Below are 18,258 nucleotides of genomic sequence, written 5' to 3'. Positions count from 1 at the left end.
CTTTCCCCTCTTCTTATCGTCCCTGTGCTCCCTGCGCCGTCGTCTCCCACATCCGCAGCACTTGTTTCAACACTTTTCCCGTCGCATTGCGCGGCAGTTCAGCGATCGCCTCATACAGACGCGGAATTTTATAGTCAGCCAGCTTGTCAGATAGGAAACGCTTGCACTCTTCCGCAAGCGGTTCGAGCGGTTGGCTCAATACAACAAACGCTTTTGCTGTTTCGCCCCACTCCGGATGCGGCACGCCGATCACGGCAACATCGGCGATCGCCGGATGCGTTCGCAGCACATCTTCGACTTCCTTTGGATAAATGTTGACACCGCCGGAAATGATGACATCTTTTTTCCGGTCGACGATCCAAATGTAGCCGTCTTCATCGCGGCGCGCCAAATCGCCGGTGTACAGCCAGCCGTCTTTGATCACCTCGTTCGTTTTTTCTTCGTCCTTGTAGTATCCTTTCATGATGCTCTCCCCGCGCAGCACGATCTCCCCGACCTCGCCGGGCGCAACTTCCTGTCCGTTCTCATCGACGAGGGCCACCTCGCAATGAAGAGCGGCATCTCGGCCGACGCTCCCCGCTTTTTCGCCATGCTCCTCAGGAGACAAGTACGTCCCGTTCGGGCCGGCTTCGGTCAAACCGTATAAACACATCATCCGCCCGGCGCCAAAGCGGCTGGCGACAAACTTCACTTCCTCACGCGACAGCGGAGCCCCGCCGTACATCCAGCAACGGACCGAAGAAAGGTCGTATTCGTCAAACCGCGGATGCTTCGCCGTCAACAAATACGCCACTGGCGCGCCGAAAAAGTGGGTGATCTTGTGACGCTCGACCAGTTCGAGCAACGCATCCGGGGAAAACGCAGGCGCTAGGACATGGGTCGCACCGACGTACGTGCCGCCTATGAAAAACAAATGAAGCGGCGCTGAGTGGCTGAGCGGCATGAGATGCAGCAGGCGGCTTTGACGGTCGATTTTCGTTTCGATCACGATCATGTCCGCAACCGTGATCACATTGCGATGCGTGAACAACACCCCTTTTGGCCGCCCCGTTGTCCCCGATGTATACAAAATCGTCGCCTCATCATCCTCTTTGGCTGGGCAGACGATCTCTTCTGGATCACCCGAATCGATCAACTCCTCGAGCGACAGCCAACCGCCTTCCGCCTTCCCGGTCTTCACCCAGATTCCATCGCTTCCACCGACAAGCGGGGCGAGCACTTGATGCACCAAATCGTGGGCGATGAGCGCCTTTGCCTCGCTATGGCCGAGAATATACTGCACCTCAGCCGCCGTCAAGCGCGCGTTAATCGGCACAACAACCGCGCCAAGGCGCAAAACGGCAAAGTACGAAACGGCAAACTCTTTGGTATTGGGCATATACAGCGCGACTTTATCGCCGCGTCCGACACCAAGCCGAGCCAATGATGAGGCCAAGCGATTGACCATGCAGTTGACCTCGGCATACGACAGCGATGATTCTCCTTCGATGACCGCCGTTTTCTCTGGAAATTTCCTCGCATTCCGGGCGAGCAGCTCTGAAATGTTCATCCATCCGATTCCTCCCATTCTCGCAATCGCTGTTCAAAATCGGAAAGCAGCGCTTCCATCTCCGCCTTCAGCTGAAGCAAATCCTCGATCCGCTCGCTCACCTCCTTCAATTTCCGCCGCCCGTATTCGACCGTTTTTTCAAGCTGTTTCTTCCCCGTGCGATCCTCATCAAACAGCGCAATCATCTCATGAATTTCGTCAAGCGAAAAGCCGAACCGTTTGCCGCGCAAAATGAGCTTGAGTTTCGCCCGCTCCTTTTTCGTATACAGCCGCTGCCCTGACTCGGTCCGAATCGGGGAGAGCAATCCGCGTTCTTCATAATAGCGGATCGTCCGTGTGCTCACATCAAACTCTTGCGCCAAATCGGAAATGGTGAAATAGTGCATGGCCATCCCTTTTCTAGAATCAATATTCTGAATTTTATTTTAATTGACGTTTACGTAAAAGTCAACGAATATGAAAGCAAAGAAACAGTCATCCTCCCCCTTCTCCGTGTCCATTCTCTCCGCCATCCAACCATCAATATGGAAAAAATGGATCTGGGAGCCGTCGGCGAAAGGAGACATCCTAAGCCAATGCAAAGAAAGAGACAGTCGACCGAACGCACAGGTCATCAGCACTGAAACGCTTTTCCATTATTCATGGCGGCCAGAAGCGAATCGGACGGCATGGGTCGATATACGCGCCGCTGATTCCCTGGCGAAATCACCATGACAAAAGAAAAAAGCCCCTGTCTAAGGAGCCGTTTCCTCACCCGCCCGCCCCGGTGTAAAAGCGCAAGGCAAACCGCCAAAAGCGACGGGCCAGCCATAAAAAGAGAATGGCCGCAGCCAAAGCCGCCAGCGCTGTCGGGATGCGCCATTTTCCAAGCAGCGCCAAAGCCGGCGTATTGGTGATCAACACCGCCGGCAAGATGTAGGTAATCACCAACCGCACCGCCCCGCGGTACATGCTGCCGGGAAAGCGGGCCGTATCAAAAAACGAATCGAAAATAAACGACAAGTCATCGATGCGCACGACCCAAAACGAGGTCGTCATCAACATCATCCATAGCGAATAAATGAGCAAAAGAGAAGCGACCATCACGATCAGAAACATGCATACGTCGGCCGCCGATGGCACGTAGCGTTCAACATACAAGCCGAAGCCGATGACGCCGATGCCAAGCGCCACATCGATAAGCCGCCAAAAGACAAGGTGGCGGAAGCTGACGTAAAACATGCTGTCGACCGGTTTCGTCAAAATATAATCGAGCGTGCCGCGCCTGACATGCTCAAGCAGCCTTGGCATGTTCGGGCGGAGCGCAAAATCGATGAATCCGCGCAGCGTATTAAAGACGCCGAGCAGCACAAGCACTTCCCCATACGTCCAGCCGCCTAAGCGATCCGTCTGGTAAAAAAAGATATGGACGGTCAACAGAGCGATTGCGATGCCAAAAAAGCTGGCGATAAAATTGCCGAAAAATTCGCTCCGGTATTCCATTTCCTCGACCAAACAAGCGCGGAAAAACTCGCGGAACACCCGCCCGTATCGCCGCATGTTCATCCACCTACCGCCTGATTTTTTCTCATCCCCGCTTTCCACAGCCATTGCAAAGCACCAATCAGCGCCATCATCCACCCGGCGGCGATCGCAAAGCCGCGCGCCAACTCTCCTCCATCCGCCGCCCCGGTGGCGATTTCGATCGGAAAACTGATCATATAGCGAAACGGCAGCCACTCGCTCCATTCGCGAAGCTGCGGCGGAAGCAGCTCAAGCGGCGCGATCCGTCCTGACAAAAACAACGAAATGACGTCGATCACGCCGTACACAGCCGCCACTTTCGTCATCCAAAACGCAAGCAACCCGCACGAGTAACTAAGCAAAAAACGAAGCGCCGCACCCAATACAACCGCCATCAAAAACAACATGATTTGACTTGCCGTCATGTGAGGACGAAGCGCCGGCCAAAATGTCGCTGCCACTACCCAGACAGGCACTAAAATGACGGCAAACAGCCATTTATAAATGATGTTTTCCGCGATCGCCCAATGGATCGGGTGAAGCGGCCGCAGCAACCAATTCGAAAACGTCCCTTCGCGAATTTCACGGTCCAGCTCCCATACATCCCACGCGCTCGTCATTCGTTCGACAAAAATGACGGCCATAAAATAAAAGACAAACGAATCGCTCTCTTCCGGATGAATGTTCATCCAGACAAACATCGTGATCAGCGGCTGCGTGATCGCACCCGTCATCCAGACGAACGTCGCCAAACGATACGCGAGCATTTCGATGTATTTCATCCGCAACAAAGCGATATATTTGCGAATCATACACGCTCCTCCTGAAACGCGCGCGTAATCACTTCCTCAAGCGGCGGGTCTTCAATATTGATGTCGCGGACATCAAACCGCTCTAATAACCGCGCTGCTGTCCCCGCCGCCTTCTCGCGCGCCACCCGCAATACGACTGTTCCTTCTTCGATTTCCGCCACTTCGCCATACTCTCCCCAATCCATGTCCGGAACCCGTGAAAACCGGACTTCCAATCGCTTGTACGGCGCCAGCTTCTCCGTCAGCACTGACAGTTCCCCGTCGTAAATCAATCGCCCGTAGTTGATGATCATCACCCGGTCGCAAAGCGCTGCAACATCACCCATGTAATGCGATGTCAACAAAATCGTCGTCTCGTGCTCCCGATTGTAGTCAACGATAAAGCGACGCACGTTTTCTTGCGTATGAACGTCAAGCCCGATCGTCGGCTCATCCAAAAACAACACTTGCGGCCGATGCAAAAGCGCCGCCGCCAGCTCGCAGCGCATCCGCTGCCCGAGCGACAGACTGCGCGTCGGCTTGTCCAACAGCGGCGCCAAGTCGAGCAGTTCCGTCAATTCCTCGAGCGTCTGGCGGAAAGCCCGATCGTCGATGTCATAAATGGCTTTATTGACCAAAAACGTCTCCATCGGCGGGATGTCCCAAATGAGCTGGCTTTTTTGCCCCATCACCAAGCTCATCATTTTTTTAAACTCCGGCTTTTGCTCAAACGGCACAAACCCGCCGACCGTGATCTCTCCTGATGTCGGATGCAAGAGGCCAGCAAGCATTTTCATCGTCGTCGTTTTCCCCGCCCCGTTTGGACCTAAAAAGCCGACAATCTCCCCTTTTTCAATCGTAAACGAAACGTCCTTCACCGCCTCAATGACGCGGTAGTCGCGCCGCCATAAACTGCGCGCCGCCTCAAGCCATCCCGCTTCGCGGCGATGGACGCGGAACGATTTATGCAAATGGCTGACACGGATCACCATGTTCATCCTCCAGTATGTGCATACTACTGACATTCTTTTGTTATATCACATTCGAAGGACGCGCCGCAAAGAAAAACGTTTCGTCATCTTTCTTCTATCATCTCTTTCTTTCGTCATGTATAATAGAAGGAGAATCGAACCAGAAAGGGGATTGTCGAATGGGAGCGATCTCAAATGAAATGATTTGGCAAGCCATTAAAGAACTTGCCGAGCAGCTGCAACAAACGAACGGACAAGTGCAGCAACTGGGCCAACAGGTGCAACAAACAAACGAGCAAGTGCAGCAACTGGGCCAACAGGTGCAACAAACAAATGAGCAAGTACAGCAACTGGGCCAACAAGTCCAACACCTTAACAGCCAAGTGCAGCAGCTGAACCACCAAGTACAGCAAACTCATGAGCAAGTCGACCAGCTCGCCAAACAAGTGCAGCAAACGAATGAACAACTCAACCAATTAAGCCAGCAAGTGGCCGACATGGACAAACGGATCACCGATGTCGCCAACGGCCAAAACATTTTAGTTGAAGAGCTGTTCGAAAACAAAAAGGAGATCAAGCGGGTCAAAACGGCGCTCAATATGTACTAGACGTCAGTCCGCTCCATTTCGTTGATCTCTTCGACGTTTAACGCTTGTTCCATATCCTGTGTGAACATAGCCATCATCAAACAACATCCCCCTGCTTACGTCATACTAAAACTCCGAATCATCGTCGCCGCAAATGAAGCCCGGAAGGTTCTCCTAAACAGATCTTCCGGACTTTCTCATCATGAAAACGGACACCGTCTCGTCTCATCGCCCCAACATCTCTTTCACCGTCGTCCGCTCCTCAATCACCGATGGATTTCCAAACTGGCCTAGTCCGCTTGCTTTCTTCCATGCCCCCGACTCCTCTATTTATAATTCACTAATACATAGAAAGGTTGTTATTAAGCGTCGTCACTTAATAACAACCTTTCGCATTTCAGCTTATCTGCGTCTTCGCCGCCAGCGTCTTCGCCAGCTCGAGGAAAAAGTCGAGCGCCTCTGGATTGGCCATTGAGCCCGGGTTGACTGCCTTTTCGAGCGGGAAGCCTAAGAGCAGTTTCCGGATCGGAATCTCCATTTTCTTTCCATTTAGCGTTTTCGGAATTTGCTTCACCTCGTAAATTTCATCTGGAACAAAGCGCGGCGAGACGTGTTGCCGAATCGATTGGCGGATGCGTTCTTTCAGCTCGTCATCGAGCACTGCGCCCGGCTTGAGGACGACAAACAGCGGCATAAACGATTGCTTGCCCATCATTTCCAAATCGACAATGAGGCTTTCGAACACCCCGTCGACCGCTTCGACCGCACGGTAAATTTCGCTCGTGCCCATGCGGACGCCGGCGCGGTTGATCGTCGAGTCGGAGCGTCCGTAAATGACGCATCCCCCTTGTTCGTCAATTTTAATCCAGTCGCCGTGCTTCCAGACGCCCGGGTACGTGTCAAAATAGCTGTTCCGATACCGTTCGCCGTCTGGATCGTTCCAGAAAAAGAGCGGCATCGACGGCATTGGTTTTGTAATCACAAGTTCACCGACTTCATTCACAAGCGGCTGGCCGTTTTCGTCAAACGCCTGCACATCCGCGCCCAACGCGCGGCACGAGAGGATGCCGGCGCGCACCGGCAAAATCGGCGAACCGACGACAAACGCGGTGCACACATCCGTTCCGCCGCTGCATGATGCCAGGCAAATGTCATCCTTGACGTTTTCATACACCCAGGCGAACCCTTCGACCGTCAGCGGCGAACCGGTCGAGAGCACGGCCTCGAGCTTTGACAAGTCATATTGCTCTTTTGGCTTCAGGCCGAGCTTCATGCAGATGTTGATAAACGCCGCGCTTGTGCCAAAATGGGTGATGCCTGCCTTCTCGGCGAGCTCCCATAAAACGTTGCCATCCGGATACGTCGGGCTGCCGTCATAGAGCACGATGGTCGACCCGGCCAGCAGTCCGCCGACGAGAAAGTTCCACATCATCCATCCAGTCGTCGTAAACCAGAAAAACGTGCTGTCTTTCGTCAAGTTTTCTGAAATAGTCAATGCTTTCAAATGTTCAAGCAAAATGCCGCCATGCCCTTGGACGATCGGCTTCGGCAAACCGGTCGTTCCCGAAGAATACAAAATCCAAAGCGGATGGTCAAACGGAACGTCTTCATAGACGAGCTCCGCCTTGTCCGCCACGACATCATCCCACAGCACAACGCCCTCATCCGGTGCTTCCATCTGCCCGCGCCAATACGGAAGCAGCACCGTCTTTTTCAATGACGGCAATTTGGCGCGCAATTCGGATACGACCGGCATTTTGTCAAATTCTTTGCCGTTGTATTGGCAGCCGTCGACGGCAAACAAGACAGTCGGCTCGATTTGCGCGAACCGGTCAATGACGCTGCCAGCGCCAAAATCCGGCGAGCAGCTTGACCAAATGGCGCCGATCGAGGCGCACGCCAAAAACGCCATCACCGTCTCGGGGATATTCGGCATATAAGCGACGACGCGGTCGCCGCGCTTCACTCCCATCGCTCGCAATGCTTTGGCGATCGCCGCCGTTTTTTCGCCGAGCTCCTGCCATGACACTTCCCGGTACGGCACGCGTTCCGAGCGGAAAATGATGGCCGGGCGGTCGGCGCGCGCATGCCGGAAAATATGTTTCGCATAGTTGAGCGCAGCGCCTGGAAACCACTCCGCCCCTGGCATCTTCCGCTCCCGCAGCACACACTCATACGGCGTTGCCGCCTGAACACCACAATATTCCCAAACCGTTTCCCAAAATTCTTCAAGATGCTCAACTGACCATGTCCATAGTTCGCGGTACGAGTTAAATGACAACTCCTTTTTCTCTTTCAGCCAGTCCATATACCGTCGAATGTTCGATTGCCGAATTTGCTCCTCCGTCGGCTGCCAAAGAATCGTCCCTTCCGTAATCGCTTTCATTTCATCGTGCGTCAATGGACGCCGTCACCGCCTTTCTGCCGATAGTTTGTTCAGACTATTCATATGATAACATGATTTCCTATTGTTTTGAATAGTCGCCAGTTCGACAACTCTGTCAGAAAAAGATGAAACAAATTTGTTGACAACAGCGAGGCAACTGGAATATGATAAACACAAAAGTTGGTCTAAGCAAAAAAAATGTCTTTTATAAAAAATATTAACCGGAGGGAAACTTTTATGGCACAAGGAAAACGTTGCCGCCTCTCCGATATGAAACCGGGCGATCGATTTCGCATCGAAAAGGTTGATGTTCCTGATCCTATGTTAAAAAGGCGGTTGCTTGATTTGGGATTTGTACCCGGCGGGGAAGTGAAGGTTGGACAAAGAAGCCCGCTTGGCGACCCGACCGCCTATCGCGTTTGTGGAACGACGATCGCATTAAGGAAAGAAGAAAGTGACTATATTTACGGGGAGAAGATCAGCCATGACTGATATGACGTATACGATTGCCTTAATGGGAAATCCGAACACCGGCAAAAGCACGTTGTTCAACGTCTTAACGGGCCTGCGCCAACATACCGGCAACTGGCCCGGGAAAACGGTCACTCATGCGGAAGGAGAATGCCGCCACCGCGGCACGTTGTACCGGATCGTCGACTTGCCGGGAACGTATTCGCTCTATTCCAATTCAGCCGATGAAGAGGTGGCGCGCGATTTTCTCCTGTTTCAACGTCCTGACGTCACGGTCGTTGTGGTCGACGCTACGGCATTAGAACGCAACTTGAATCTAGCGCTTCAAGTATTGGAAATGACCGACCGCGTCATTATCGCTATCAATTTGATGGATGAAGCGAAAAAGAAAGGCATTCATATCAATACAAAAAAATTAGCCGTCAAACTCGGCGTGCCGGTCGTGCCGATCTCGGCCCGCAACCGGGAAGGAATCGATGCACTGCTTGATACAGTGGATGCCATGGCGCATGGCCGCATCAACACCAACCCGCTTTCCATCCGGTACAGCCCGGAAATCGAACGAGGCATTGCCAAACTTCTTCCACTCGTGAAAGACGTGATGGGAGACACGTATCCTGCTCGCTGGATCGCTCTTCGTCTCCTTGACGGCGATACATCGCTGCTTCAAGCGCTGAAACAACCGCCGCAACCATTGATCAAGGAGGGGAACGCGTATGCCTGTTGCGGATCCATCAAATCGATTTGACCGCTTAATGACAGAAGCGAAATCATTGGCGCCGGACAATGTGCGCGAGCAAATCGTTGCCGCCATCTTTCAAACATCGGCCGAGCTTTATCGAGAATGTGTCAATCATACGAAGAGCGTGAAACGTGATCGAACGGAACAGATTGACCGGATCGTCACGTCGAAGCGGTGGGGATTTCCAATTATGCTGGCGCTTCTCGCCGCTGTCCTTTACATGACGATCGCCGGCGCCAACGTATTTTCCGATTCGCTCGCCCGCTTGTTCGGAACGATCGAAACGTATCTCACCATGGCCTTTCAAGCGATTCACGCCCCCGACTGGTTGCACGGCCTCATTGTACTTGGCCTATACCGCGGCACGGCTTGGGTCGTCAGTGTGATGCTGCCGCCGATGGCGATTTTCTTTCCCGTATTCGCTTTGCTCGAAAATTATGGCTACTTGCCGCGTGTCGCCTTTAACATGGATCGCTTGTTTAAAAAAGCGGGGGCGCATGGCAAACAATCACTGACGATGGCCATGGGCTTCGGCTGCAACGCGGCGGCCATCATGTCGACGCGCATTATCGAATCACCGCGCGAACGAATGCTGGCCATTTTGACCAACAACTTCGTCCCCTGCAATGGACGTTGGCCAACGCTGATCCTGCTTTCCTCCTTATTTATGGCAGCCGGCTATACAGGCGGATGGAAAACGTTCGTTACGGCGGGTGTGGTCGTCGCCATGGTGTTGTTTGGCATCGTCGTCACGTTGACCGTTTCATGGGTCTTATCCAAGACGGCCTTGCGCGGCATTCCGACCCATTACACGCTGGAGCTGCCGCCGTACCGACGCCCGAAAATCATGGAGACGATCATCCGGGCCACCCTCGACAAATCACTCTATGTGCTGAAACGGGCGGTAACGGTTGCGGCGCCGGCCGGCATTCTGACATGGGTGCTCGGCAACGTTCACGTGGGAGATACGACCGTGCTGGCGTATTTAGCCGACTGGCTTGACCCATTTGCCAAAGCATTGGGATTGGATGGCTACATTTTGATGGCGTTCATTTTAGGCTTGCCAGCCAATGAAATTGTCGTGCCGATTTTGCTGATGGGCTATTTATCCGCGGGGGCGCTCACTGAAGTCGATGGCCTGCATTCTCTAAAACAAATTTTGCTTGACCACGGCTGGACGTGGCTCACCGCCCTTAATATGATGCTGTTTTCCCTGCTTCACTACCCATGCGGCACGACGCTCGTCAACATTTACAAAGAAACGAAAAGCGCGAAATGGACGTTCGTCGCCTTTGCCTTGCCGACAGCGATTGCCATTGCGGTCACCTTTACGACCGCACAGCTGGCGAGATGGCTCGGGCTCGTATAAACGGCGCAGCCCCGCTTCCCGATCGAGGAAAACGGGGCTGTTTTTTTGGACAACTAGACTTGATAAGAAAAAGCAGTTCTTCACCAAACGTTGTACTGGAAGGCGCCCACTCATAGCTTTCATCCATTTCTTGAATCATGAATGAGGTTGCATGATGGCGCAAGAAACCGATCCGATTGGCCAAGCGCATATTATGGCGATGAACCGAAGAAACAGCGCCGCCTCCAATTCTCCATCCTTCTTCCCTATCTATACTTCCTTGACTTCTTCTAGATGGGAAACATCGCCTTCCACAACCAGGTGAAACACGTCCGCATTCACCTCCACAATCGTCACGCTCGTGCCGTACATATACGGCGGCGCCCACAGCTGGTCAAGCGGCGCGCCCTTGAACGCCGCCATAAGCGTTTTCAGCACGACGCCGTGGGTGACGATTAACACCGTTTCTCCCTCGTGCCGCTCGATGATGCGCCGCACCGCTTCAAGCGCCCGCTGCTGCACGTCGCAAAACCGCTCGCCTCGCCTTGGAGCGTACAGATGGGGCGCGTTCCAAAAATGATCGAACCCAGTCGGATCCATTTGCCGAATCTCGTCATGCGTCTTGCCTTCCCAATCGCCAAGACGAATCTCGCGCAGCCGCTCGTCTTGATAGATCGGAATGAGCCGCCCGCCGCGGACGAGCTCGGCCGTTTCCAGCGCCCGGCCGCTTGTGCTTGTGTAAATCGCGGCCAATTCCACCGCTTCAAGCCGCTTTCCAAGCCGCATGGCGTCTTGCCGCCCTTTTTCCGTGAGCGGCGAGTCTTGCCAGCCTTGCATCCGCTTTTCGACGTTCCACTTCGTTTCCCCATGTCTGGTCAAATACAAGGTTGTCCCCATGTGTTCCTTTGCTTCTCCTCTCTATTCATCTATCGATCATTCAACCGCCCGCTCAGGCAAACGAAACGCAACAGATCCGCTTTTGTCCGTTTTCATCTCTGCTTGAATGCCTTTTGGCAACACTGCCATTGGATCTGTATGGCCAAAATCGGCATCATACACAACCGGAAACTCGTACCCGCGTGTCATCCGCTTCGTTTCACGAGTTTCGTTAACTCGATTCTTTCCGGCGTTTCGATGCGCTCGATGGCACGAAACCCATGGCGTTCGTAAAAGCGAATGGCCGGCGCGTTGCCGCTTCCGGTCGTCACGACGATCTCGCTTATCGACGGCTCTTGCTTGATCACAAAGTCGAGCAACGCGCTGGCGATCCCTTGGCGGAAACAATCCGGATCGACCATCAGCCGGCAAAGGCGAAGCGTCTTCCCATTCCGCTTGCAAGCGATCGCCCCAACGAGTCGTTCCCCTTGAAAATAGCCGAAAAAGCGCTCGCCGCATCGTTGCAGAGAAGCGATCGTATCGTGAAGCGGCGGGAGCGCCGTGCTGCCGATGATCTGCGCCTCGATCGTATACGCGCGCCGCTGTAGGTGCAGCACCTTAACGGCCGTTTCGTCGTCTGCTATGTGAAGTTCCGCAATCATGCTCCTCTCCCTTTCGATGGCGAAAAAGCGGCCGAGCCCGGCCGCTTATCATGAATGAATCACTTCCTCCATCGCCTCTTGCAGCGAATGAAAGCCTTTTTTCTCCCGACCGTCTTTTCGAACGGTCCATTCCTGCTTCTCAAGCGCCAGTTCACCGCGTTCGTTTTTTACAAACGGCATGTGAATGGTGATCATCTCATCGTCTTTGTTGATCGTATAGCCGACATAATAGCGATTGCCTTCACCATGCTCTTCAAAAATGCCGACTTGGTCGAGGCCATACGCTTCCATCATCGGCTCAAGCGTGTCGATAAACTCGTCGATCACGACGCTTCTTGGCACAAATTCCATCTTCTTTTCCTCCTCTTTGCCCATGCTCAATGTTAGTGTGCGGCAAAACGAGGAAAAGAATGAACGGAAATGATCGGCTACGCCGGCGGTTCGCCGCAAGCGTTGCGGTTGTGTTCTTCTAGCCATTGTTGCAGCTTTTCCGCTTCAAGCGAACGGCTGAAATAAAATCCTTGCGCGTAGTCGCAATCCATTTGCGACAGAAGCGCCACTTGCGACTCCGTCTCGACTCCCTCCGCCAACACTTCAATATCCAAACTTTTGGCTAAATGAATGATCGTATCGACAATCGTCGCATCTTTCGAATTTTCCGCAATGCCTTGAATAAAACTGCGATCAATTTTCAACAGCGACACCGGCAAATTGCGGATATACGCGAGCGAAGAGAAACCGGTGCCAAAGTCATCGATCGCCGCCTGCACACCGAGACGTTGCAATTCGGTTAAAATGTGCTGCCCTGTTTCGATGTTTTCCATCAGTCCGCTTTCGGTCACTTCCAAAATGAGCCGATCGGGCGAAAGCCCCGTCTCCCGCAAAATGCGCTTCACATGCTCGATGAGCTCCGGACGATTGAGCAAAAACGGCGACAAGTTGACTGCGAGCTTGAGGCCCGGAAATTTTCTTTCCCACTCTTTCACTTGACGGGACGCCTGTTCCAACACCCATAATGTAATTTCAAAAATAAACCCGCTTTCCTCCGCCAACGGAATGAAATCGAGCGGCGGAATTTCACCGAGCGACGGATGACGCCAGCGCAAAAGCGCCTCAACCCCCATCGCCTTTCCTTTAGCAAGTTGCACTTTCGGCTGATAGCATAAATACAACTGCCCGCGCATAATGGCAAACGGCAAATCTTGCTCGATCACCGCATGCCGATGCTCGGTCGGCCGGTAAAAGGCATAGCCGTTCCGCCCCCGCTCTTTCACTTCGTACAACGCTTGATCGGCATATTTCATCACTTGCTCGATCCGATCGCTGTCTTTCGGGAAAAAAGCGATGCCGATCGACAATGTTGATTGAATCAGCTGTTTTTCGTAATAAAACGGCTCGTGAAACGAACTGACAAGCCGCTCCGCCAAGGCGGTCATCTCTGTTTTCGTTATGTTCGGCAGCAAGAGAACAAACTCATCACCGCCGATGCGGGCAAAAAAGTCGCCGGGACGCAACGCCCGCTCGACGCGCTTGACCGCCTCGCGCAAAAAGTAATCGCCGGCTTGATGGGAAAAATGATCGTTGATCCATTTGAATTTGTCAAAATCCAAATAACAAAGAGCAAACGGCGTCTGACTCGCGATCAGCTCATGAATATGCCGCTCGAAATAGCTGCGGTTGGCGATGCCCGTGAGCGAATCGAAGTAAGCAAGCTGACGGAGCTTTTCTTCGTACCGCTTCCGCTCGCTGATGTTTTTCACGGTCACAATGACGCAATCGAGCGTCCCCGCTTCATCGATGATCGCCTTCCCTTGCGCCTCCATCCAAACCCATTCGCCTTTCTCGCCTTGCTTGCGAAATTCGGCGGATTGCGTCTCGTATGTATCGTACAGCTCAGCCAATTTTTGTGCCACGACCGGGGCGTCATCAGGGTGGACAAATGTCAGCACCTCTTCGTATGACACTGGAAGACGCTTGTTTGTTTTTCGCTTCCATGACGGCGGAATGTATGACAACTCACGATTGGGAGAAAAAATCAACACGTAATCGTTCGAATGCTCAACAATCAGCTGCAGACGCCGTTCCGCTTCGGCAAGCCGCGCTTGCAGGCCGCTCTCCTCCGCTTGGCGGCGAAGAACGCATAAGACGGCTGCCGCCTGTCCGTTTTCGTCAATGATCGGCGACACCCCCGCGACCAATAAGCCGCCAAGCAACTCCCAGCGAAAGGCAGCCGGGCGCTGTTTCACCCGTTCAACCAACGCCCGTCCTTCGACGGACAGCGTCCTCTGTTCTTCTTCACTCAGCGCCAAGCCGGCAAAAGCCGGATTGTTGTAAATGATCACGCCTTGCAAATTCAAGATGACCACTGCTTCTGTGAAGTGATGGAAAAAGGCCGTATATTTGTCCATGCAATTGCTACCTCGCCGTTTCACCAAAATAAGCGATGTCCACACTTCCATTTTCACGAAAATCACGGCAAAAATCAACAAATTTCGCAAACATTTTGTCAAAAATATGGAACTGCCCGCCGGCGGCCTTCCGGTCACCCGGTTTGCCGTTGGCGGGCGCGAATGGGACACGTTTGACAGCACGTTCCCCCATTTGTTTTCACGTACAGGCAGCACGTCGTCCGCTGCATGCCGCTTGCTCCTTTAAAAAAGCGGCGAAGTGGGTTGTCTTTTTGTCCAAACAACCGGCCGTCTGCTTCATGAATAAGGAAGCGGAAATCATCGCGCAGCCGGTCGGCGACCGGGGCAAGCGACTCATCCTCAAGCCAACGTTCATATACCCAGTACACATAAATCGCGACATTTTCCCATAAGATGAGCGGCGATACACGCGTCAGGCGCCGCAACCGGACGATGAGCGGAGCGAACAAGCCGGCGAACACGTCGCGAACGGCCTGCTCGCGCCAACCGCTGCGCTCAATGCCGCACATCTCCGCTTCCGGCGGCGCAAGGCGAAAGCGCGGCATCCACATTTCCCCTTCGCCGTCCGTATCAAGCCATATTCGCTCAGGATCGAGCACAAGCCGCTTGTTCCACACCGACATGGCGTATAAGGCCATCGGCGCCAAAAAGCTTAGGCGCTTGACGAGCATCGAAGCGGCAACCGCGTCGTTTGCCGCCCCCATCTCGGCGCGGACGTGCGCCACATACTTCGCGAGCTGCCCGTCATCATTCAGCAGCCGGGCCAACAACATCGATGACGAGACATCAGCAGCTTCGCTCGAAAAACGGTACGTTTCCAACGCTTTCACTTCTTCTTCACTTAACCTCATCACGATACGCCTTCTTTCTGTAGGATGCGCCGCCCTTTGCCGTACGGAATGCAAAGCGGAGTGCCAAAGAGCGGATCGTACGTAATTTGACAGTCCATTTGGAACACATCTTTCACGAGCTGGCGGGAAATGACATCCTCCGGCTTCCCTTCGGCGTACACCGTTTTGTTGCGAATGGCGACGAGATGATGCGCATAGCGGCACGCTAAATTCAAATCGTGAAGCACCATGACGATCGTCCGCTGTTCTGTTGCATTGAGTTCGAACAATAAATCCAAAATATCAATTTGATGCGCCAAATCTAAGTAAGTGGTCGGCTCGTCAAGCAAGATGATGTCCGTTTCTTGCGCCAGCGTCATGGCGATCCATGCGCGCTGGCGCTGGCCGCCGGACAGCGAATCAACCGGCCGCTCGGCAAGCTCTGTCAGTCCTGTTGCTGACAAAGCGCGCACAACCGCTCGCTCATCTTCGTCACTCCATTGCTTGAACCACGTTTGATACGGGTAGCGCCCTTGCTTCACAAGTTGCAAAACGGTCAGTCCTTCCGGAGCCGTAGGCGACTGCGGCAAAATGGCGAGCCGGCGGGCGATTTCTTTTGTCGGCTGTTTGGCAATCTCTTTTCCATCAAGCAAGACAGCGCCGCCTGCCGGCTTCAACAGACGAGCCAAGGCGCGCAGCAACGTCGACTTGCCGCAGCCGTTCGCGCCGATGAACACCGTGATTTTTCCTTTCGGAATCGTCAAATGCAACCGGTCAATAACGATCGCCTCGCCATAGGATAGCGTCAACTCTTTCGCCTGCAACCCATGCATGCGCATCCCTCCTTATAATTTCCGACTTCGGTACAATAAATAAATGAAATACGGTGCTCCAATCGCCGCGGTAAACACTCCGGCCGGAATTTCCGTCGGCGCCAAAAGCAGCCGCCCAGCCAAATCCGCCCCCATGACGAACACACCGCCTAACAGCGCAGCGGTCGGAAGAAGAGCGCCAAACGCCGAACCGACAAGGCGGCGCGCCATATGCGGCGCCATCAGCCCGACAAAGCCGATGCCGCCGGCGAAAGCGACCGCGCCTCCGGTGAGCGCGGTGCTCACCAACACAAGCCCTAACCGTTGCCGTTCGACCGCGCCGCCAAGCCCAATCGCCAGCTCATCGCCCAGCTCCTGCACATTGACATGCCGCGCGGCCAATATCGCCACAAGGAGCAGTCCGATGACCCATGGCGCCATGAGCGAAACGTGCTGCCAAGAAGCACCATACACACTGCCCGTAATCCACACGTTTGCCTGGCTCGCCCGATAGATGGGTCCTGTGATCATCAACAGTGTCGTCAACGCCTGCATGAGCGCAGAAACGCCGATGCCGACAAGCACGAGCCGAAGCGGGGCGAGGCCGTTTTTCCACGCCAGCATATATACGAGCCAAGCAGCGGCCGTAGCGCCGAGAAAGGCGGCAAGCGGCAGCCAGTGGATGCTGACGGTGAGGGAGTTGTTTTCATCGCTAAACAGCGCCAAAAAAGCGACGACCGCGGCCGCCGCCCCGCCGGTGATGCCGAGCACATCCGGCGAAGCAAGCGGATTGCGCACCATCCCTTGCAAAATCGCGCCCGCGGCCGCAAGCGCCATTCCGGCCAGCCAGGCAACCAACACGCGCGGCAGGCGGAACGTCACAATCACCGTCTGATGAATTTCCTCTCCGTATCCGAACAGCGCGGCAGCGGCCTCAAGCGGGGACATGCGCATTTCGCCGCTGCCAATGCTGATCAGGAAAAGTAAGACGGCCGCTGCTATGAGCGCGGCGAGCACCGCAACAGCTTTTTTGTCATAGAAAAACGAGATGTGTTTTCCCATTCGGACCGTGATGTATTTTTTCATTTTGCGGCGATCCCCCTGCGGGCAATGTAGATGAAAAATGGAACGCCGAGCAAGGCGGTGACGATGCCGACCGGCACTTCGCGCGGCATCAGAACGTAGCGCGCCCCAATATCGGCCATAAGAAGCAAAATCCCGCCAAGCAAGGCGCAGTATGGAAGCAGCCAGCGGTGGTCGACGCCGGCCAGCGCCCGCGCCATATGCGGCACCATGATGCCGATAAAGCCGATCGGACCGGCAACAGCGACCGAACCGCCGGCGAGCAGGACAACTAAGAGAGCGGCGGCCGCTTTAATGAAGGTTGTCCGCTGCCCGAGCCCTTTCGCTACATCGTCTCCCATCATTAAGATGTTGACATGGCGCGCCAGCAGCATGGACCCAAGCCAGGCGGCGGCCAAATACGGAAAGACGGCTGCCAACAGCTCGAGCTTCCGGCCGGCGACCGACCCGGCCAGCCAAAAGAGCACTTCTTCAAGCGCTTTTTCATTCATCGCCAGCATCCCTTGCGTCAGCGAGGCAAATAAAGCCGCGACCGCCGTGCCGGCGAGCGTCATTTTGAGCGGGGTCAGCCCGTCCTTCCCCGCGGCGCTGATCACAAACACGATCAACGCCGCCATCGCCGCCCCCATAAATGCGACCCAAGACAACATTTGCAATGAAGAAATGGAAAAAAAGGTGACCATCACAACAATCAAAAAACCGGCCCCGGCGTTAATGCCGAAAATGCCTGGCGAAGCGAGCGGGTTTCGCGTCAGCGCTTGCATGAGCGCTCCGGCCATCGCCAAGCTGGCGCCAACGGCAGCCGCAATCAACGCTCGCGGCAGCCGAACCGTCGCCACGACTAAATGGGCATTCGATCCATCATTGTCGATGAGAGCCGCCACCGCCTGCCGCCAACTCGTATCGGTATATCCGCAAACGATGCTCATCCACATGGCGGCAAGCAGCACAATCAGCAAACCGATGAGGCCAACCATTTTTTGACGGTTTGTCACCAGCATCTCTGAGATCTCCCTTGCTTCATTTTCTATATCTCTATCGTCAAGTCTATTTGATAATGACTCTCATCGTCAATGTTTTTTCACGTTTTCTTATGATTTTTTTATCATTTTTTCATTTTATAGTTGACAATGATTCTCACTTTTATTACTATATAACACGGAAATGAAATTCATTATCAAATACAAAGGGGGATTGGCTAGAAGGCCGGTGAAAAAA

Annotated in this window: 19 protein-coding genes; 4 read left to right on the top strand and 15 right to left on the bottom strand. The window is 53.9% G+C overall.

The features are described 5' to 3' along the window. Positions 1–13: 13 nt before the first annotated feature. From DI44_RS09075 to DI44_RS09100, 5 genes are all read right to left on the bottom strand, one after another. Complete coding sequence (locus DI44_RS09075; protein WP_011230987.1) at positions 14–1,549, bottom strand: long-chain fatty acid--CoA ligase; 1,536 nt, start codon at positions 1,547–1,549, stop codon at positions 14–16. Further along, positions 1,546–1,935 (bottom strand): MerR family DNA-binding transcriptional regulator, encoded by a 390-nt coding sequence (locus DI44_RS09080; RefSeq protein ID WP_011230986.1) that lies wholly within the window; start codon positions 1,933–1,935, stop codon positions 1,546–1,548. The genes DI44_RS09075 and DI44_RS09080 overlap by 4 nt, the downstream gene beginning before the upstream one ends. Before the next feature lie 364 nt (positions 1,936–2,299). Continuing rightward, positions 2,300–3,088, bottom strand: coding sequence for an ABC-2 family transporter protein (locus DI44_RS09090; protein ID WP_025039200.1), 789 nt, complete (start codon positions 3,086–3,088; stop codon positions 2,300–2,302). Between the two features lie 2 nt (positions 3,089–3,090). Continuing rightward, entirely contained in the window at positions 3,091–3,864 is a 774-nt protein-coding gene (locus DI44_RS09095) for an ABC-2 family transporter protein (RefSeq protein WP_014195648.1), read from the bottom strand. Beyond that, entirely contained in the window at positions 3,861–4,832 is a 972-nt protein-coding gene (locus tag DI44_RS09100) for an ABC transporter ATP-binding protein (protein WP_011230983.1), read from the bottom strand. Before DI44_RS09100 ends, DI44_RS09095 begins: the two co-directional genes overlap by 4 nt. Before the next feature lie 161 nt (positions 4,833–4,993). Between DI44_RS09100 and DI44_RS09105 the strand changes: the two genes are divergently transcribed. Then, the gene (locus DI44_RS09105) at positions 4,994–5,422 is read left to right on the top strand and encodes a hypothetical protein (protein ID WP_011230982.1); all 429 of its coding nucleotides are present in this window, start codon (positions 4,994–4,996) and stop codon (positions 5,420–5,422) included. A gap of 376 nt (positions 5,423–5,798) precedes the next feature. Here DI44_RS09105 and DI44_RS09110 read toward each other — a convergent pair whose 3' ends face one another. Then, positions 5,799–7,787, bottom strand: coding sequence for an acetoacetate--CoA ligase (locus tag DI44_RS09110; protein ID WP_033025312.1), 1,989 nt, complete (start codon positions 7,785–7,787; stop codon positions 5,799–5,801). 237 nt (positions 7,788–8,024) lie between these two features. Here DI44_RS09110 and DI44_RS09115 point away from each other — a divergent pair, with 237 nt between their 5' ends. From DI44_RS09115 to DI44_RS09125, 3 genes are read left to right on the top strand one after another with little or no spacing between them, the layout of a single operon-like run. Beyond that, a complete protein-coding gene (locus DI44_RS09115) occupies positions 8,025–8,279 on the top strand; it encodes a FeoA family protein (RefSeq protein ID WP_011230980.1) in 255 nt (84 codons plus the stop codon). Next, on the top strand, positions 8,272–9,006 hold the full coding sequence (locus DI44_RS09120) for a FeoB small GTPase domain-containing protein (protein WP_011230979.1): 735 nt from the start codon (positions 8,272–8,274) through the stop codon (positions 9,004–9,006). The genes DI44_RS09115 and DI44_RS09120 overlap by 8 nt, the downstream gene beginning before the upstream one ends. Further along, positions 8,975–10,369 (top strand): nucleoside recognition domain-containing protein, encoded by a 1,395-nt coding sequence (locus DI44_RS09125; protein ID WP_033012601.1) that lies wholly within the window; start codon positions 8,975–8,977, stop codon positions 10,367–10,369. The genes DI44_RS09120 and DI44_RS09125 overlap by 32 nt, the downstream gene beginning before the upstream one ends. Before the next feature lie 249 nt (positions 10,370–10,618). Here the strand turns inward: DI44_RS09125 and DI44_RS09130 are convergent, their stop codons facing one another. The 9 genes from DI44_RS09130 to DI44_RS09170 form a co-directional block, all read right to left on the bottom strand. Beyond that, the gene (locus tag DI44_RS09130; RefSeq protein ID WP_033025240.1) at positions 10,619–11,245 is read right to left on the bottom strand and encodes a histidine phosphatase family protein; all 627 of its coding nucleotides are present in this window, start codon (positions 11,243–11,245) and stop codon (positions 10,619–10,621) included. Positions 11,246–11,281: 36 nt separating this feature from the next. Then, complete coding sequence (locus tag DI44_RS09135; RefSeq protein WP_013145567.1) at positions 11,282–11,434, bottom strand: peptidase U61; 153 nt, start codon at positions 11,432–11,434, stop codon at positions 11,282–11,284. Continuing rightward, positions 11,431–11,886 carry a GNAT family N-acetyltransferase gene (locus DI44_RS09140; protein WP_011230961.1) on the bottom strand — a complete coding sequence of 152 codons (456 nt, stop codon included), beginning with the start codon at positions 11,884–11,886 and terminating at the stop codon, positions 11,431–11,433. Before DI44_RS09140 ends, DI44_RS09135 begins: the two co-directional genes overlap by 4 nt. Positions 11,887–11,934: 48 nt before the next feature. Beyond that, positions 11,935–12,237 carry a DUF5634 family protein gene (locus tag DI44_RS09145; RefSeq protein WP_033025238.1) on the bottom strand — a complete coding sequence of 101 codons (303 nt, stop codon included), beginning with the start codon at positions 12,235–12,237 and terminating at the stop codon, positions 11,935–11,937. Between the two features lie 77 nt (positions 12,238–12,314). Beyond that, on the bottom strand, positions 12,315–14,294 hold the full coding sequence (locus DI44_RS09150; RefSeq protein WP_033025310.1) for a GGDEF and EAL domain-containing protein: 1,980 nt from the start codon (positions 14,292–14,294) through the stop codon (positions 12,315–12,317). A 134-nt stretch (positions 14,295–14,428) separates the two neighbouring features. Beyond that, positions 14,429–15,166 carry an IucA/IucC family C-terminal-domain containing protein gene (locus DI44_RS09155; protein WP_033025237.1) on the bottom strand — a complete coding sequence of 246 codons (738 nt, stop codon included), beginning with the start codon at positions 15,164–15,166 and terminating at the stop codon, positions 14,429–14,431. Further along, the gene (locus DI44_RS09160) at positions 15,166–15,978 is read right to left on the bottom strand and encodes an ABC transporter ATP-binding protein (protein ID WP_033025236.1); all 813 of its coding nucleotides are present in this window, start codon (positions 15,976–15,978) and stop codon (positions 15,166–15,168) included. The genes DI44_RS09155 and DI44_RS09160 overlap by 1 nt, the downstream gene beginning before the upstream one ends. 12 nt (positions 15,979–15,990) lie before the next feature. Beyond that, positions 15,991–17,043, bottom strand: a complete 1,053-nt coding sequence (locus tag DI44_RS09165) for an iron ABC transporter permease (protein WP_033025234.1) — start codon at positions 17,041–17,043, stop codon at positions 15,991–15,993. Further along, positions 17,040–18,041: an iron ABC transporter permease gene (locus tag DI44_RS09170; protein ID WP_014195635.1), complete on the bottom strand. Its 1,002-nt coding sequence runs from the start codon at positions 18,039–18,041 to the stop codon at positions 17,040–17,042. Before DI44_RS09170 ends, DI44_RS09165 begins: the two co-directional genes overlap by 4 nt. Between the last annotated feature and the right edge of the window lie 217 nt (positions 18,042–18,258).

It is taken from the genome of Geobacillus sp. CAMR5420, assembly GCF_000691465.1.
GTDB lineage: Bacteria > Bacillota > Bacilli > Bacillales > Anoxybacillaceae > Geobacillus > Geobacillus thermoleovorans.
The sequence above is the reverse complement of the archived record's forward strand: the minus strand, read 5'-3'. Positions and strand labels throughout refer to the sequence as shown.

Coding starts and splice junctions, on each gene's coding strand:
- DI44_RS09135 (WP_013145567.1), bottom strand. CDS start 11,434: ATGACACGCGGGTACGAGTTTCCGGTTGTGTATGATGCCGATTTTGGC.
- DI44_RS09110 (WP_033025312.1), bottom strand. CDS start 7,787: ATGAAAGCGATTACGGAAGGGACGATTCTTTGGCAGCCGACGGAGGAG.
- DI44_RS09105 (WP_011230982.1), top strand. CDS start 4,994: ATGGGAGCGATCTCAAATGAAATGATTTGGCAAGCCATTAAAGAACTT.
- DI44_RS09170 (WP_014195635.1), bottom strand. CDS start 18,041: ATGCTGGTGACAAACCGTCAAAAAATGGTTGGCCTCATCGGTTTGCTG.
- DI44_RS09130 (WP_033025240.1), bottom strand. CDS start 11,245: ATGGGGACAACCTTGTATTTGACCAGACATGGGGAAACGAAGTGGAAC.
- DI44_RS09090 (WP_025039200.1), bottom strand. CDS start 3,088: ATGCGGCGATACGGGCGGGTGTTCCGCGAGTTTTTCCGCGCTTGTTTG.
- DI44_RS09095 (WP_014195648.1), bottom strand. CDS start 3,864: ATGATTCGCAAATATATCGCTTTGTTGCGGATGAAATACATCGAAATG.
- DI44_RS09140 (WP_011230961.1), bottom strand. CDS start 11,886: ATGATTGCGGAACTTCACATAGCAGACGACGAAACGGCCGTTAAGGTG.
- DI44_RS09150 (WP_033025310.1), bottom strand. CDS start 14,294: ATGGACAAATATACGGCCTTTTTCCATCACTTCACAGAAGCAGTGGTC.
- DI44_RS09160 (WP_033025236.1), bottom strand. CDS start 15,978: ATGCATGGGTTGCAGGCGAAAGAGTTGACGCTATCCTATGGCGAGGCG.
- DI44_RS09120 (WP_011230979.1), top strand. CDS start 8,272: ATGACTGATATGACGTATACGATTGCCTTAATGGGAAATCCGAACACC.
- DI44_RS09115 (WP_011230980.1), top strand. CDS start 8,025: ATGGCACAAGGAAAACGTTGCCGCCTCTCCGATATGAAACCGGGCGAT.
- DI44_RS09080 (WP_011230986.1), bottom strand. CDS start 1,935: ATGCACTATTTCACCATTTCCGATTTGGCGCAAGAGTTTGATGTGAGC.
- DI44_RS09165 (WP_033025234.1), bottom strand. CDS start 17,043: ATGAAAAAATACATCACGGTCCGAATGGGAAAACACATCTCGTTTTTC.
- DI44_RS09155 (WP_033025237.1), bottom strand. CDS start 15,166: ATGAGGTTAAGTGAAGAAGAAGTGAAAGCGTTGGAAACGTACCGTTTT.
- DI44_RS09125 (WP_033012601.1), top strand. CDS start 8,975: ATGCCTGTTGCGGATCCATCAAATCGATTTGACCGCTTAATGACAGAA.
- DI44_RS09145 (WP_033025238.1), bottom strand. CDS start 12,237: ATGGAATTTGTGCCAAGAAGCGTCGTGATCGACGAGTTTATCGACACG.
- DI44_RS09075 (WP_011230987.1), bottom strand. CDS start 1,549: ATGAACATTTCAGAGCTGCTCGCCCGGAATGCGAGGAAATTTCCAGAG.